Raw genomic sequence first — 15,035 nt, forward strand, 5'->3', positions numbered from 1 at the left:
TCCCTATTCCTGCCGGGGCTCAGAGGCTTGCGGGCGGGTGGTAGTCTTCGTGGCCCGTCACGGGCTCTGTCGGCGGGAACTGGACCATTTCCTGGAAGACCATGTGCATGAACAGGAACAGCGGCTTGGCCTTGAGGACCAGGACATAGGTTTCGTCGTCGCTGTCGTTCAGGTGCTGGTGCACGCAGCCGTTTTCGACGATCAGGGCGTCGCCGGCCTCCCAGTCGATGCGGCGGCCGTCGTGGATGTCGTGGCCCTTGCCCTTGAGGACGAAGAACACGGCGGAGTTCATGTGGCCGTGGATCTGGCCGTAGCCGTGCGGGGCGAAGGCGTCCACATGCGCCTCGATGGATTGCGCGATGCGGTTGGCCTGAGGGTTGATGACCTTCTTGCCGAAATTGTGCGGCCCGCCTTTCCACTTCAGGTCCGAGGTCTTGTAGATGCGCGGCTGGTTGTAGAGATCGTCGCGCATCTCGCTGTAATTGCCTTCGAGGGCGCGGACGAAGGTGCGCTTGCGGGTCCAGCGTTCCCAGACGACCTTGTCGCGTCCGGCTTCGCTGTTGTGGCCTAGCCCGGTGGCCGTTTCGGTCGGTTCAGACATGGTCCCTCCCTGATTTGACGGTAATGGTGGGATGCTATGGGGAATTTTCCGTTCCCGTCAATGGCAAGGTGTTCTGTTATATGGAACTAAAGTGATGACTTGGCCAGTTGCGACAGGGGAGTCACCGGAATTTCCTGCCCCAGGTATGAGGCTCTTTCCTCGTGCAGCAGCTGTCGGACAAGGTCCGGCCCGAGTCGCTTGACCAGTTGGTCCACGGCGCCGAACAGCGGCAGCGCGAGGCCGGCCATCTGCGACAGGTCGAGGGCGACATCCATGTCCTTCTGGTGCCAGGTGAAGCGGGTCGTGTCCCAGCGTTCCAGGGTGGTGTTGCGCGCCGGGCATTTCAGCAGCGTCTCGCGCATGGCCTGGGCGTCGATGCCGCAGGATTTGGCGAGGGCGAGCACCTCGTAATTCGCCACGCAGGCGGCCCAGTGCATCATGTTGTTGCAGGTCTTGCCGATCTGCCCGCAGCCGATCTCGCCCAGATGCTCGACGCTGCTGCTGTAGCTCATCAGCAGCGGTGTGATCCGTGCGATGTCCTCGGCGGTGCCGCCGCACAGGGAAATCAGCGCGCCCTGTTTTGCGCCTTGCAGCCCGTAACAGACCGGGGCATCGACGAATCCCACGCCGGCGGCGCGGCATTTCTCGCCCAGGGTCACCATGGTCTTGGGGTGGTTCGTGGCCGCGATCACGATGGTGGCGCCCAGCGCCAGGCCGCAGGCCAGCAGGTCGTTTACCACGCTTTCGCTCTGGGCGTCCGTGGCGACCATGACCACGAAGACATCGGCGAGCCGGGCCATTTCCGCCAAGGACGGGCAAATTTTCGCGCCCTTACGGGCCGCGTTTGCCGCGGCCTCCGGGTCGGGGTCGTGGGCATGGACGATGAAGCCCGCCTTCGCCGCGTGTCCGGCCATTTCAGCCCCCATTGCTCCGACTCCGATGAAGCCAGCTGCGTTCATTGCGAACTCCTCCTTTTTCGCGCCCTGCGGGGGCTGGTTGTGCCGCGCGATAGTTGGGGCCGGAGAGAGGGTGGGCAATGAAAACCGATCAAGTGTTCCTTTATGCAAAACTGCGGTCCATAACTTAATTGACAGATTTCAGTCTCATGGAGACGGTTGCCGGGGAGGTCGGTGCCACAGGGAGGTGGCGGCGAGGTAATCGGGCCTCGGTCCGGCCGGATGCCCGCAGGGGCGGCGCCGGACCGGCGGCCGGAAAAACAGGGGAGGTGGCCTGACGTGGACGCCATATTCACGCCGTTGTTCAATATCCTGACGTCGGCGCATCTCATGGGGCTGATCCTGCTCGCAATTCCATTGGGGTTGTTCTTCGGCGCGGTGCCCGGTCTCGGTGGGAAACTGGGGATCGTGCTGCTGATCCCGATGGTGTTTGGCATGGACCCGCTGGCGGGTGCCGTCTTTCTGCTGGCGATGCACGCGGTGGTGCATACGGGCGGCTCGATCCCGTCGATCCTGTTCGGGGTGCCGGGCACCGGGGCGGATGCGGCGACCATCGTGGACGGCTATCCGATGGCGCAGAAGGGGCAGGCGGGCCGGGCGCTGGGCGCCTCGCTGGGTGCGTCGGGCGTGGGCGGGATCATCGGCGCCTTCTTTCTGGCGGCCACCCTGCCGGTGCTGCGTCCGGTCGTGCTGGCCTTCAGCCCGGCGGAGTTCTTCCTGCTGGCCATTTTCGGCATCACTTTCATCGCAATGCTGTCGGGGCGGTCGCTGCTCAAGGGCGTGGCGGTGGGCATGCTGGGGTTGCTGGTCTCGCTGGTCGGGCTCGACCCGCACACCGGCTCGCAGCGGTTCACCTTCGATCAGCTTTTCCTTTGGGATGGCGTGAATGTCGTGGCCGCGGTCCTGGGCATGTTCGCGATCCCGGAAATGCTGTCGCTGGGGGTCAAGGGCGGCTCGATCGCCGGGGCGTCGGGCAAGATGGCGCGCTATGACATGGGCCAGGTGATCGAGGGCATTCTCGACGTGTTCCGCCACCCCTGGCTGACCTTCCGCACCTCGATCATCGGGGCCGCGATCGGCGCCATCCCGGGGTTGGGCGGGGATGCGGCCTCGTGGATGTGCTATGGCCACGCGGTGCAGACCTGCAATAACCCCGAAACCTTCGGCAAAGGCGACGTGCGCGGAGTGATCGCGCCAGAAACCGCCAACAATTCCAAGGAGGGTGGCTCGCTCCTGCCGACGCTGTTCTTCGGCGTTCCCGGAAGCTCGGGCATGGCGATCCTGATCGGCGCCTTCGTCATGCTGGGCATCCAGCCCGGACCGAGCATCGCGCTGACCGGCATGGACATGGTGTGGTCGCTGATCTGGGCGCTGGCGCTGGCGAATTTCCTGTCGGTCTTCGTCTTTCTCGGCATGGCGCCGACGTTCTCGCTGCTGGTGTTCGTCAAGGGCTTCCTGCTGATCCCCTTCGTGTTCGTGCTGGCCTTTCTGGGCGCGTATCTGTCCGAAGGCGCCTGGGAGAATATTGTCCTGGTTCTCGGGATCGGCGCGCTTGGCTACTTCCTGAAAAAGAACAACTGGCCGCGCCCGCCCTTCGTGATTGGCCTCGTGCTGGGCGGCATCGCCGAGGATTCGCTGCACAAGGCGATGGCGATCTGGGGGCCGTCGTTCTTCCTGCGGCCGCTGTCGCTGGTCCTGATCGCGCTGATCGTGCTGACCGTCGTCTTCTACATCCTGCGGGAGCGCAGGGCGCACCGCCCCAGGGAGGGGACACATGAACAAGCTTGACCAGAAGAACCTGACCACGATCGCGATGATCGGACTGTTTGCGGCGGCCATTGCGATGGCGCTGGCGCTGCCGGGCAAGGCCGCTGCGATGCCACTTGTAGTGGCGGTGCCGGGGCTGCTGATGTGCATCGCGCAGCTGGCCATCGACGTGCTGAAAAGGCCCGTCAGGGTCGAGATCCCGGTGGAAGAGGGCACCGAGGCGGGGGATGAGGGCGCGCATAGCGAGCGCGCCATGTTCATCTGGCTCGGGCTCTTCGGTGGCGCCATTCTCGGCTTCGGGTTTCTGGTGGGCGGGTCGCTGATTGTGCTGATCTATGTCGGCTGGAGCCATCGCCGCGACTACCGCCACGCGCTGTTCGCCGGGATCGGGACCTTCGCCATCCTGATCGGCGTCTTCAAGTACCTGCTGGAGTTGCAGCTGTTCGAAGGGTTGATCCTGAGGGCGCTGCTGCAATGACCGGGCACCACATTCCGGGCCGGATCGGGCCATGTCGGCTCGCGGCAAGACAGAAGGAAGAGACATGTCACTGAAAAACATCCTCGTGGCCTACAACGGTAACGACACTTCGGACCATGCGCTCCGCCTGGGGCTCGCGATCGCGGCGAAGCGCGATGCGCATCTGACCGGGGTGTTCGCGCATGGCGCGCCGCGCTCGATCGAGTCGGTCGATGGCTGGCTGCCGGAGGGCCTGTCCCAGCAGTTCCAGGAACTGGCCGAAAAGATCCAGAAGGAGGTGGTCTCCGGCGTCGAGGGGAAATTCCGCGCCGTGATCGCGGAGGCCAAGGATCCCGCAAAGGTGCACTGGATGGGGCTGCGCGGCATGGCCGACGATGCGATCTCGAAGATCGCGCGGACCTTCGACCTGACCATCGTGGGAAAATACAGCCCGAGCGAATACGGCGAGCAGCTCGAAATCCACCCCGATGTCATCGCGCTGCGCAGCGGCAAGCCGGTGATCGTCGTGCCCGAGCTGACCGGCGCCCCCAAGATGTGCGACAACGTGGTCGTCGGCTGGGACGGCAAGCGCACCTCGGCCAAGGCGGTCTCGGACCTTCTGCATATCCTGCCGCCGATCAACAACCTCACCCTGCTGCGCATCGGCGATGAGCGGCAGTCCGAGCCCGACGCCGCCACGCGCCGCCTGTTGACCCATATCGAGCGGCACGGCGTGGACGCGAAATATGTGGTCCGCAAGCGCGAGCATTCGATCGCGCGCAGCCTGATCGACGCCTGCAACGATCTGGGCGCGACGCTTCTCGTCATGGGGGCCTACGAGCACTCGAAGTTCAGCGAGGACCTGCTCGGTGGCGTGACGAACGAGGTGCTGCGGTCGCTCAGCAAGCCGGTGTTCATGTCGCACTGAGCGATCGTTCCCCGCCGCCGTGGCGGCAAGACAACCCGGGCCCCGCGGCCGCCGCCGCCGGACCCGGATTGCATGCGTTGCGCGTCGCCGGGGCTCAATCCTCGGCGAAGTGCTGGTGCAGCGCCATGTCGCCCGGGCTGAACCGGTCTTTCGCGAAATTGCGCTGATGCCAGTAGGGGTAGATGAACGGGATCGTGCTGACGGCGTTCAGCCTTGCGCGGTCCTCGGGCGTCAGTTTCAGGTCCAGCGCGGCGAAATTGTCGCGGAACTGCGCCTCGTTGCGCCCGCCGATGACCAGCGACGTGATCGCCGGGCGCTCCAGCAGCCAGGCCAGCGCGACCTGGGCGGCGGAAACGCCATGCTGTTCGCCGATCTCGACCAGCGCCTCGACGATATCCCACAGCCGTTCCTCGTCGCGGATCGGCGGCTCGGTCCAGCCGGCGAACTGGCGGGACTCCTCCGGGGTCTCCTTGCCGCGGCGGTGCTTTCCGGTCAGCAGGCCCGCGGCCAACGGGCTCCAGACCAGCACGCCGAGCCCCTGATCGACTGAGATCGGCAGCAGCTCGTATTCCGCCTCGCGCGCTTCGAGGGTGTAGTGAATCTGCTGCGTCACGAAGCGCGGCCGCCGGTCGCGGTCGGCGACGGCCAGCGTCTTCATGATGTGCCAGCCGGAATAGTTCGAGCATCCGACATAGCGGATCTTGCCCTGCGTCACGAGGGTGTCGAGGGCCGACAGCATTTCCTCGGGCGGCGTCACGCCGTCCCATTCGTGCATGTAGTAGATGTCGATATGATCGGTGCGCAGGCGCTTGAGGCTGCGCTCGCACTCACGGATCAGGTGGTGACGCGAGACGCCTTCGTCATTCGGGCCGTTGCCGATGCGCATCCGCGCCTTCGACGAGATCAGGACGTCGTCGCGGCGCCCGTCCAGCACCTCGCCGAGGATCTCCTCGGACGCGCCGGTCGAGTACATGTTCGAGGTGTCGAACAGGTTCACGCCCGCGTCGATGCACAGATCGACCAGACGCCTCGCCTCGTCGACGCCGTGCTTTCCGACCATCGCGAAGTCGCCCTTGCCGCCGAAGGTGAAGGTGCCCATCGTCAGCACGGAGACCCTCAGCCCCGATCGTCCCAGTGTTCTGTATTCCATTCTGTCCTCCCGTTTCTGTATTGCGGCCGCGGCCCCCCGTGTGGCCCGCGTATCGCGTCCCGAGGTCCTAGGGCGCGGTGATGATGGTCTGCAGGTGGCGCACGCCCGGTTCCGGGCTGCTGAGCACGTGCGGCGCGTCGGCACCGAGCTGGAGGCCGGCCAGTGCGCGGGTCATCGACGCTTGCGCGAGCACGATCACGTCGACCTGTTGCGCCAGCGTCCGGAACCCGTCGGCCACCATCCTGTCGTGATCCTCCGTCGCGCCGGCGACCAGCCGGTCGAAGGCGCCCTCGCACAGATGGCTGACGATGCTGCGGTCGCCCGCGCCCATCCTGTCGGCGGTGGCGCGGATGAGATCGGTCGTCGGCTCCAGCGTGGTCGGCAGGGTGGCCAGCACCCCGATGCGCCCGCCCTGCGCGACGGCCTCGATGGCCATGCCCTCGTCGATCCGCACAAGCGGCACCGTGCAGAAGGGCCGCGCCGCCTCGACCGCTTGGCCCAGGGACGAGCAGGTGACCATGATCGCATCGGCTCCGGCATCCGTCGCCGACCAGACGTGCTGCAGCAGCCGCCGCATGGTCGGGCGGGTCAGGTGGCCGGTCGCGATCGTCGTTTTCAGCAGACTCTCGTCGACGAGGTTGAACACCCTCCACTCCCTGAGGGTTGCGGCCAGAAGAGGTTCCAGAACCGGAATCAGCCCCGGGACGGTGTGAATCAGGCCGAGGGTGCGTTGTTGTGCGGTTTTCCCAGAAGTCATTGATTGCCCTGTTGCTTTTGCGTTTTCTTGTGATGTTTTGGCGCGTGATTGCGGAAATATCGACCAGATGACAGCGGTGCCACTTTGAGTCAGGAATGTCGCGTTTCGCAAGGGGGAACATGGGCGGTTTGGCGGCTTCTGGGGATTTGATCGGCGGGTTTTGTTTCAAAATATCAAGTAAAAACAGCTATATGTAAAAAATTGAAACCCTCCCCGTGAAACATCGTTGACAGGGCGATCTCTGCTGACGCTTTAATAACAGCGCTGTCATGGCAGCGCTGTCACAAACCTGAGGCCCGCAAAACAAGGCCGACAGCGCCGGCCTGCGGCGAAACAGGTTCGCCGGAGGCGCGCCGCAGCGGCGCGCAGGAGGCCCGGAACGGACCGCTTGGGAGGAAAGAAATGACTGTGTCTGGCAATGAGGTTGCAGCGTCCGAACAGACGGAACGCACCCTGTTGGGAAGTGTGATGGAGCTGCGCCACATGCGCGAATTCGGCGTGCTGGTCGCGCTGCTGCTTGTCGGGGCGTTGATCAGCCTTGCGACGCCCTATTTCCTGACCACGAACAACCTGATGGGCGTGTTCCGCGCGTTTTCGCTGACGGCGATCATGAGCATCGGCATGGTCATGGTCATCATCACCGGCGGGATCGACCTTTCCGTGGGGTCGGCGATGGGGCTGGCCTCGCTGGTGACGGCGCTGACCTTCGGGGCGGGCTATTCCACCGCGGCGGCGATCGCGGCGGGCCTGGGCACGGGGCTGGCCTTCGGGCTGTTCAACGGGTTGCTGATCACCGCGATCGGCCTGCCGCCCTTCATCGCGACGCTGGGCTCGCTGAGCATCGGCCGGGGCATGATGTACATGATAACCCACGGCGTGCCGGTCACGCCCGAAACGCCCGAGATCTTTTCCGTGATCGGGCAGGGCTATGTCGGTCCGGTGCCGGTGCCGGTGATCATCATGGTGGCGCTGATGATCATCTTCGCCATCGTCATGCGCCGCACGCGGTTCGGCCGGCATGTCTACGCCACCGGCGGCAACGAATACGCCGCCCGGCTGAGCGGGGTGAAGGTCAATCGCATCAAGCTGGCGGTCTATGTGCTGTCCTCGACCATCGCGTCGCTGGCCGGGGTGATCGGCTTCTCGCGCTACCTCTCGGCCGAGCCCGCCTCGGGCTTCGGCTCGGAACTTGACGTGATCGCCGCGGCGGCGATCGGCGGGGCCAGCCTGGCCGGCGGCATCGGCAGCGTCACCGGCGCGGTGATCGGTGCCGCGCTCGTCGGCGTGATCGCCAACGGCGTCGTGCTTCTGAACATCAATACCTATGCGCAGCAGGCCATCACCGGCGGCGTGATCCTGATCGCCGTCAGCCTGGACGTGCTGCGCAACCGATACACGGGAGGGAATGGCTGACCGAGACATCGAACTGACCAAGCGAAAACAAGAACAAGAACACGGAAATATCGACTGACAGACTGGTTCAATATGGGCTCGGACAGGGCCCGCAGAGGAGGAAAGACAATGAATATCTTCGCGAAATCCGCGCGCGCCGCGCTGGTAACGTTCTCGATGCTTGCCGCGACGACGGCAATGGCCAAGGACATCACCGTGGCCGTCGTGCCGAAGGTCGCCGTGCCGTTCTTCGACGACTGCAACACCGGCGCACAGGAAGCCGCCGACAAGCTGGGCGTGAACTACCAGTGGGTCGTGCCGCAGAACACCCAAGGCTCCACCCAGGTCAAGATCATCGAGGATCTGATCGCGCGCCATGTCGACGGCATCGCGATCTCGGTGAACGAGCCGAAATCGGTCGAGGGCATCATCGGCCAGGCGGTTGAGGCCGGCATCGCCGTGCTGACCTTCGACAGCGACAGCGCCAACAGCGCCCGCAGCATGTATATCGGGACGATCAACGAAGAGGCTGGCGTGACCATGGGCAAATCCATGGCCGAAGCCCTGGGCGGCAAGGGCAAGGTCGCGATCGTCACCGGCCAGCTGGGCGCGTCCAACCTGAATGAGCGGATCGACGGCGTGAAAAAGGCGCTGGCCGAATATCCCGACATCGAGATCGTCGCGACCGAAGGCACCGAGGACGACCTCGCCCGCGCCGTTTCGGTGACCGAGGCGCTGCTGCGCGGCAACCCCGACCTTGCCGGTATCTTCGGCATCAGCCAGGTCGGCGGCCCGGCCGTGGCCAAGGTTCTGGCCCAGCGTGAGTTCTCGGACCGCGCCGGCCAGCTCAAGGTCTTCGCCTTCGATGATCTGCCCGACACCATCAAGGGCGTGAAGGACGGCTACATCAACGGCATCATGGTGCAGCGCCCCGTCACGATGGGCCGTCTCGCCGTCGAGCACCTGGTGGCCCAGATCAAGGGCGAAGAGACCAATCCGCAGAACATCGACACGGGCGTGACCGTCGTCAACGCGGACAACCTCGGCAGCTACACCAAGTAAGCCGCATCAAGAACTGGGCAGAACCCCTCGGGGTTCTGCCAATCCCCGACCTCATACTGCAGGGCCAAGCCATGTCGCCGTTTCTCGAAATGCACAATATCTCCAAGACCTTTCCCGGGGTGAAGGCGCTGGACCGTGTCGATCTGATGCTGAACCGCGGCGAGGTGCATGTGCTGGCCGGCGAGAACGGCGCCGGAAAAAGCACCCTGATGAAGATCATGACCGGGGTGTTCCGCGCCGATCCCGGCGGCATTATCCGCGTCGAGGGCGAGGACGTGATCATCCGCGACCCGGTTCATGCGCGGGCGCTGGGCATCAGCATCATCTACCAGGAACTGGCGGTGGTCGATAACCTGACCGTCGCCGAGAACATCTTTCTCGCGCGGGAGCCGGTGGGGCCGGCCGGGCTGCTCGACAGGCGCCTGATGCAGGCCGAGGCGCGGGCCGTGCTGCGCGAGCTGGAAATGGACATCGACCCGTCGGCCCTGGTCGGGAACCTGAGCATCGGGCAGAAGCAGATGGTCGAGATCGCGCGGGCGATCTCCTATCGCTCGAAACTGCTCATCATGGACGAGCCGACGGCCTCGCTCAGCCATCACGAGGCCGAGACGCTCAGTCGCATCGTCCGCAAGCTGGCCGCGCAGGGCATCGGCATCGTCTATATTTCGCACCGGCTGGACGAGATCTTCGCGATCGGCGACCGCGTGACCGTGCTGCGCGACGGCGCCACCGTGGACACCCAGCCCATCGCCCGCATGACGCCGGAACGGCTGGTGCGCAAGATGGTCGACCGCGACCTGTCGCAACTGTTCGGCCAGCACGAGTCCCATGCCAGCGACGAGGTTCTGATGTCGGTCCGCAACATGAGCCTGCGGCACCGGACGGCGCAGGGGGCGTCGGTGGCGGACGTTAACTTCGATCTGCACAGGGGCGAGGTTCTGGGTTTCTTCGGCCTCGTCGGGGCAGGGCGCACCGAGGTCATGGAGATGATCTTCGGCAGCCGCCCCCATGACGGCGAGATCTCGATCGAGGGGCGCAAGGTGGAAATCCGCAACCCCTCGGACGCGATCGAACAGGGGATCGGCTTCGTCACCGAGGACCGGCAGGGCCAGGGGCTGGTGCTGGGCATGTCGGTGCGCGAGAATTTCAGTCTGACCCACCTGAGCGACTACTGCCGCTTCGATTTCGTCAACCGCCGCCGCGAAAGCGCGCGCTGCGGGGATTTCATCCGTTCGCTGGCGATCAAGACCCCCGGCCCCGAGCAGAAGGTGATGAACCTCTCGGGCGGCAACCAGCAGAAGGTCGTGATCGCCAAATGGGTGGCGCGCCGGCCGCGCATCCTGATCGTGGACGAGCCGACCCGCGGCATCGACATCGGCGCCAAGGCCGAGGTGCACACGCTGCTCAACAAGCTCGCGCAGGAGGGGATCTCGATCATCGTCGTGTCCTCCGACCTGCCCGAAATCCTCGCCATCAGCGACCGCGTCGTGGTGCTGAAGGAGGGCCGGATCAACGGCGTTCTGCCGCGCGGAGAGGCGACCCAGGAAAGCGTCATGCTGGCCGCGACCGGCTGACGGGAGCCGGCGCTGTCCGGCCGCGCCTCCGGGCGCCAGAGAATTCAATTGGAAGGAACGGAGACCTCTATGACCAAACGCATCATGTTCACGGGCGGCAGCGGCAAGGCCGGTAGGCATGTCGTGAAGTACCTCGTCGATCAGGGCTATCAGGTGCTGAACCTCGACACCAAGCCGCTGGACAATCCGGCGGTCCGCACGCTGATCACCGATATCACCGACAGCGGGCAGGTCTTCAACGCCCTGTCCAGCTACATGGGCCTGCATGAGTTTGACCCTTCGCTGCGGCCGCAGCCGGTGGACGCGGTGGTGCATTTCGCCGCCATCCCGCGCATCATGCTGACCCCCGACAACGAGGTGTTCCGCATCAACGCGATGGGCACCTATAACGTGATCGAGGCCGCCGCCAAGCTGGGCATCAAGAAGGTCATCATCGCCTCCAGCGAAACCACCTATGGCCTGGTCTTCGCGAACGAGCCGCGCGACCCGGTGCATTTCCCGCTGGAAGAGGATTACCCGGTCGATCCGATGGACAGCTATGCGCTGTCCAAGGTGGTGAACGAAAAGACGGCGCAGGCGTTCGCGCTGCGCACCGGCATGGACATCTACGCCCTGCGCATCGGGAACGTGATCGAGCCGCATGAATACGAGCTGTTCCCGAAATGGTTCGCCGATCCGGGCTTCCGCAAGCGCATCACCTGGAGCTACATCGACGCGCGCGACCTGGGCCAGATCACCAAGCTGGCGATCGAGAAGGACGGCCTCGGCTTCGAGGTGTTCAACGCCGCGAATGACGAGACCTCGTCGGATCTGCCCACCGCCGAACTGCTGGAGCGGTTCTATCCCGGCGTGCCGGTCAAGCGCGAGCTGGGCGAATTCGAGGGGCTCCTGTCAAACCGCAAGGCGCGCGAGGTTCTCGGCTTCAAGGAAGAGCATTCCTGGCGCAAATACGTCAAGCAGGACTAACCGGAACACGCGCCCCGCAGATCGGGCGGGGCGCGTGGTCACCGAGATGCAAGAGACGACCTGCCTGACCCGGACGGCCGGAAAGGACAAGTGCCTTGCCCGCTGGTCTGTGAGAAAGTAGGAGGCCGTCCTGGTTGCAGCCCGCATTTTGTGGCTGCATCCCGGCAACAGGCGCAAGGTGACAAGGGGTCAGGGATGAGAACGAAACGGCGGCTGCCCGACAGGAAAAGCAAGGTCACGGTCAAGGAGGTCGCCCTGCGTGCCCAGGTCAGCGAGTCCACCGTTTCGCGGATCATGCGCAACAAGGGTCCGGTCGCCGATGAAACCCGGGAAAAGGTGATGGAGACGGTGCGCGCGCTTGGCTATGTCCCCAACCGGATCGCGGGGGCGCTGGCCTCGTTGAACACTCATCTGGTCGGTGTCGTCGTGCCGTCGCTGTCGAATATCGTGTTCCCCGAGGTGCTGCGCGGCATCCATGCCGGGCTCGGCCAGGCGGATGAAATCCAGGCCGTCATCAGCGTCAGCGAATATGACATCGAGGCCGAAGAGAACATGGTGCGCGGCCTGCTGTCGTGGAAACCCGCGGCGGTGCTGGTCACCGGGCTGGAGCACACCGAGGCCACCCGCCGCATGCTGATGAACAGCGAGGGCCGGGTCGTCGAGATGATGGAGATCGACGGCGATCCGATCGACGTGGCGGTGGGCATGTCGCACCGCAGCGCCGGCTACGCCAGCGGTCGCCACCTGGTGGAAAAGGGCTATCGCCGCTTCGGCTATGTCGGCCACGACTGGGAGGCTGACAGCCGCGCCAAGCTGCGCTACGAGGGGCTGTGCGCGGCGCTGCGCGACGCCGGGCTGTCGATCGCCGCGCAGGCGATCACCAATGCGCCCAGCTCGGTCGGCGCGGGCAAGGACATGACGGCGCGCCTGCTGTCCGGCGACCCGGCCGTGGACGTGGCCGTATATTCGAACGACGACATGGCGGTGGGCGGGGTGTTCCACTGTCTCGGGGCCGGGCTTTCCATGCCCGACGACCTGGCGGTTTTCGGCTTCAACGGGCTGGAGATCGGGCGCCAGCTGCCGCAGCCGCTTTCGACGGTGCGCTCGAACCGTCACCGGATCGGCCGGGTGGCGATTGAGACGATCCTGAAAACCCCCGACCGGCCGTCGGAACCCACGAAGATCGACACCGGGTTCGAGATTTTCGAGGGGGCCACCGCCTAGGCGCGCCCCCGCGCGCCCGTAGGGGCGCACCCCATGCGAAGGCCCCTTGCGCATGCCCGCCGGGCGTGCCGGGGAAATGACAGGAGAAGACAGATGCACAAGGCAATTCAAAGCGGCAACGTGGCGGTCGTCACCGGCGGCGCGTCGGGCATCGGGCTTGAGGCGGCGCGGCGCCTGGCCGGGCAGGGGATGCGCGTCTGCATCGCCGACCTCGCCGGCGAGCGGCTGGACCAGGCGGCCGAGGATCTGCGCGGCAGCGGCGCCGAGGTGATCGCGGTCGCCACCGATGTCGCCGATCCCGATCAGCTGCGCGCGCTCGAGGCGCAGGTCACGCGCGATCTTGGGCCGGTGGCCGTCCTGATGAACAACGCCGGGATGCAGCCGGGCAGCTCGATCTTCGATGCCGAGGGCAACTGGCAGCGGATCATCGACGTCAACATGTGGGGCATCATCCGCGGCGCGCAGATCTTCGCGCCGGGCATGATCGCCTCCGGGCGCCCGGGGCTGATCGTCAACACCGGCTCCAAGCAGGGCATCACCACCCCGCCCGGCGACCCGGCCTACAACGTGTCCAAGGCCGGCGTGAAAGCCTTCACCGAGGCGCTGCAGCACGAGCTGCGCGAAACCGCCGGCTGCCAGGTCGAGGTGCGGCTCTTCATCCCCGGTTTCGTGTTCACGCCGCTCACCGCGCGCGGCCGCACCGAAAAGCCGGCGGGCGCCTGGACCCCGGAACAGGTGGTCGATTTCCTGTTCGACGCGCTGGGCCGCTCGGACTTCTACATCCTGTGCCCGGACAACGAGGTCGACCGCGCCACCGACGAAAAGCGCATCCTGTGGGCCGCCGCCGACATCACCGAGAACCGCCCGCCGCTGTCGCGCTGGCATCCCGATTTCGGCGAGGCCTTCAAGGACTGGGTGAAAAAGTGACCGGATCGGCGCTGGCAACGGGCAGGAGCAGACCATGAAGAACGCTTACAGGATCGCGGCAATCCCGGGCGACGGCATCGGGGTCGAGGTCGTCGAGGCCGGGCTCGAGGTGCTGGAGGCGCTCTCGGGGCATCTCGGCAGCTTCGCGCTGGAAGTGGAGCGCTTCGACTGGGGGTCCGAGAGATACCGCCGCGAGGGGCGTTTCATGCCCGAGGACGGCGCCGACCGGCTGCGCGCCTTCGACGCGATCCTGTTTGGCGCGGTGGGGGCACCGGACGTGCCCGACCACCTGAGCCTCTGGGGGCTGCGCCTGGCGATCTGTCAGCCGCTCGACCAGTTCGCCAATGTCCGGCCCACGCGCATCCTGCCGGGTATCACCAGCCCGCTGCGCGGCGTCGGTCCCGAGGATCTCGACTGGGTGATCGTACGCGAGAATTCCGAGGGCGAATATTCCGGTCAGGGCGGGCGCAGCCACAGGGGCCTGCCGCATGAGGTGGCGACCGAGCTGTCGGTCTTCACCCGCGGCGGGGTGGAGCGCATCATGCGCTTCGCGTTTGAGCTGGCCCGCTCGCGCCAGCGCCGGCAGCTGACCGTCGTCACCAAATCGAACGCGCAGCGCTACGGGATGGTCCTGTGGGACGAGATCGCCGCCGAGGTGGGACAGGATTTCCCAGACGTGAAATGGGACAAGATGCTGGTCGACGCGATGACCGTGCGGATGACGCTGGACCCCGCGTCGCTCGACACGATCGTCGCCTCGAACCTTCACGCGGACATCCTGTCGGATCTGGCGGCCGCGCTGTCTGGCTCGATCGGGGTCGCGCCGACCGCCAACCTCAACCCCGCGCGCAGCACGCCCTCGATGTTCGAGCCGATCCACGGCTCGGCCTTCGACATCACCGGCAAGGGGGTGGCCAACCCGATCGCTACGTTCTGGACGGCCAGCATGATGCTGGAGCATCTGGGCGAAACCGAGGCCGCCGCGCGGCTGATGGCGGCGATCGAGACCGTGACGGCGGACGCCGCCTGTCACACGCCCGATCTGGGCGGCAGGGCGACGACACGCGACGTGACGCAGGCCGTCATCGCGGCCCTGTGACGGGGCGCGAGAGGGCGCTGGTGCAGAACCGAAAGGCTGGAATGAGCGAATGAAACGAGAAACAATATCAATCGTGGGCCTCGGCTCGATGGGCTACGGCATGGCGCAGTCGCTGCTTCGTGCGGGGCATCGGGTGTTCGGTGCGGACCTGGATGCGGGGCGGGTTGCGGGTCTG

General features: G+C 65.6%; 15 protein-coding genes. 11 read left to right on the top strand and 4 right to left on the bottom strand.

The window, feature by feature from the left end; translation table 11 throughout:
- Positions 1-19: 19 nt before the first annotated feature.
- The gene (locus tag KCI33_RS08650) at positions 20-601 is read right to left on the bottom strand and encodes a cupin domain-containing protein (protein WP_212524382.1); all 582 of its coding nucleotides are present in this window, start codon (positions 599-601) and stop codon (positions 20-22) included.
- A gap of 86 nt (positions 602-687) precedes the next feature.
- Complete coding sequence (locus KCI33_RS08655; protein WP_349252194.1) at positions 688-1,668, bottom strand: NAD(P)-dependent oxidoreductase; 981 nt, start codon at positions 1,666-1,668, stop codon at positions 688-690.
- Between the two features lie 168 nt (positions 1,669-1,836).
- On the opposite strand from KCI33_RS08655, the gene KCI33_RS08660 reads away from it, so the two are divergent.
- The 3 genes from KCI33_RS08660 (at position 1,837) to KCI33_RS08670 (ending at position 4,709) form a co-directional block, all read left to right on the top strand.
- Positions 1,837-3,345, top strand: a complete 1,509-nt coding sequence (locus KCI33_RS08660; protein WP_212524384.1) for a tripartite tricarboxylate transporter permease — start codon at positions 1,837-1,839, stop codon at positions 3,343-3,345.
- The gene (locus tag KCI33_RS08665; protein ID WP_212524385.1) at positions 3,332-3,802 is read left to right on the top strand and encodes a tripartite tricarboxylate transporter TctB family protein; all 471 of its coding nucleotides are present in this window, start codon (positions 3,332-3,334) and stop codon (positions 3,800-3,802) included. Before KCI33_RS08660 ends, KCI33_RS08665 begins: the two co-directional genes overlap by 14 nt.
- Before the next feature lie 64 nt (positions 3,803-3,866).
- A complete protein-coding gene (locus tag KCI33_RS08670) occupies positions 3,867-4,709 on the top strand; it encodes a universal stress protein (protein WP_212524386.1) in 843 nt (280 codons plus the stop codon).
- A 94-nt stretch (positions 4,710-4,803) separates the two neighbouring features.
- On the opposite strand, the gene KCI33_RS08675 is transcribed toward KCI33_RS08670, so the two are convergent.
- Positions 4,804-5,859 carry an aldo/keto reductase gene (locus tag KCI33_RS08675; RefSeq protein ID WP_212524387.1) on the bottom strand — a complete coding sequence of 352 codons (1,056 nt, stop codon included), beginning with the start codon at positions 5,857-5,859 and terminating at the stop codon, positions 4,804-4,806.
- Between the two features lie 67 nt (positions 5,860-5,926).
- On the bottom strand, positions 5,927-6,616 hold the full coding sequence (locus KCI33_RS08680; protein ID WP_212524388.1) for an aspartate/glutamate racemase family protein: 690 nt from the start codon (positions 6,614-6,616) through the stop codon (positions 5,927-5,929).
- A 468-nt stretch (positions 6,617-7,084) separates the two neighbouring features.
- On the opposite strand from KCI33_RS08680, the gene KCI33_RS08685 reads away from it, so the two are divergent.
- The 8 genes from KCI33_RS08685 to KCI33_RS18045 all read left to right on the top strand — a co-directional run.
- Positions 7,085-8,029 (top strand): ABC transporter permease, encoded by a 945-nt coding sequence (locus KCI33_RS08685; protein ID WP_212524389.1) that lies wholly within the window; start codon positions 7,085-7,087, stop codon positions 8,027-8,029.
- Between the two features lie 108 nt (positions 8,030-8,137).
- The gene (locus KCI33_RS08690) at positions 8,138-9,070 is read left to right on the top strand and encodes a sugar-binding protein (RefSeq protein ID WP_212524390.1); all 933 of its coding nucleotides are present in this window, start codon (positions 8,138-8,140) and stop codon (positions 9,068-9,070) included.
- 71 nt (positions 9,071-9,141) lie between these two features.
- Positions 9,142-10,644, top strand: coding sequence for a sugar ABC transporter ATP-binding protein (locus KCI33_RS08695; protein WP_249138984.1), 1,503 nt, complete (start codon positions 9,142-9,144; stop codon positions 10,642-10,644).
- Positions 10,645-10,713: 69 nt separating this feature from the next.
- Positions 10,714-11,610, top strand: a complete 897-nt coding sequence (locus tag KCI33_RS08700; protein ID WP_212524391.1) for an NAD(P)-dependent oxidoreductase — start codon at positions 10,714-10,716, stop codon at positions 11,608-11,610.
- Positions 11,611-11,805: 195 nt separating this feature from the next.
- Complete coding sequence (locus KCI33_RS08705; RefSeq protein ID WP_212524392.1) at positions 11,806-12,834, top strand: LacI family DNA-binding transcriptional regulator; 1,029 nt, start codon at positions 11,806-11,808, stop codon at positions 12,832-12,834.
- 93 nt (positions 12,835-12,927) lie between these two features.
- Complete coding sequence (locus tag KCI33_RS08710) at positions 12,928-13,761, top strand: SDR family NAD(P)-dependent oxidoreductase (RefSeq protein WP_212524393.1); 834 nt, start codon at positions 12,928-12,930, stop codon at positions 13,759-13,761.
- Positions 13,762-13,795: 34 nt separating this feature from the next.
- On the top strand, positions 13,796-14,860 hold the full coding sequence (locus KCI33_RS08715; RefSeq protein ID WP_212524394.1) for a tartrate dehydrogenase: 1,065 nt from the start codon (positions 13,796-13,798) through the stop codon (positions 14,858-14,860).
- A gap of 49 nt (positions 14,861-14,909) precedes the next feature.
- Positions 14,910-15,035, top strand: a 126-nt coding sequence (locus tag KCI33_RS18045) for an NAD(P)-binding domain-containing protein (RefSeq protein WP_212524400.1), incomplete at its 3' end; no start/stop codon positions are given.

It is taken from the genome of Actibacterium sp. MT2.3-13A (assembly GCF_018139985.1).
Taxonomy (GTDB): Bacteria; Pseudomonadota; Alphaproteobacteria; order Rhodobacterales; family Rhodobacteraceae; genus JAGSOU01.

Excerpts from the sequence above, each read along its gene's own strand:
- KCI33_RS08650 (WP_212524382.1), bottom strand. The coding sequence starts at position 601 with ATGTCTGAACCGACCGAAACGGCCACCGGGCTAGGCCACAACAGCGAA.
- KCI33_RS08665 (WP_212524385.1), top strand. The coding sequence starts at position 3,332 with ATGAACAAGCTTGACCAGAAGAACCTGACCACGATCGCGATGATCGGA.
- KCI33_RS08670 (WP_212524386.1), top strand. The coding sequence starts at position 3,867 with ATGTCACTGAAAAACATCCTCGTGGCCTACAACGGTAACGACACTTCG.
- KCI33_RS08675 (WP_212524387.1), bottom strand. The coding sequence starts at position 5,859 with ATGGAATACAGAACACTGGGACGATCGGGGCTGAGGGTCTCCGTGCTG.
- KCI33_RS08680 (WP_212524388.1), bottom strand. The coding sequence starts at position 6,616 with ATGACTTCTGGGAAAACCGCACAACAACGCACCCTCGGCCTGATTCAC.
- KCI33_RS08685 (WP_212524389.1), top strand. The coding sequence starts at position 7,085 with ATGGAGCTGCGCCACATGCGCGAATTCGGCGTGCTGGTCGCGCTGCTG.
- KCI33_RS08690 (WP_212524390.1), top strand. The coding sequence starts at position 8,138 with ATGAATATCTTCGCGAAATCCGCGCGCGCCGCGCTGGTAACGTTCTCG.
- KCI33_RS08695 (WP_249138984.1), top strand. The coding sequence starts at position 9,142 with ATGTCGCCGTTTCTCGAAATGCACAATATCTCCAAGACCTTTCCCGGG.
- KCI33_RS08700 (WP_212524391.1), top strand. The coding sequence starts at position 10,714 with ATGACCAAACGCATCATGTTCACGGGCGGCAGCGGCAAGGCCGGTAGG.
- KCI33_RS08705 (WP_212524392.1), top strand. The coding sequence starts at position 11,806 with ATGAGAACGAAACGGCGGCTGCCCGACAGGAAAAGCAAGGTCACGGTC.
- KCI33_RS08710 (WP_212524393.1), top strand. The coding sequence starts at position 12,928 with ATGCACAAGGCAATTCAAAGCGGCAACGTGGCGGTCGTCACCGGCGGC.
- KCI33_RS08715 (WP_212524394.1), top strand. The coding sequence starts at position 13,796 with ATGAAGAACGCTTACAGGATCGCGGCAATCCCGGGCGACGGCATCGGG.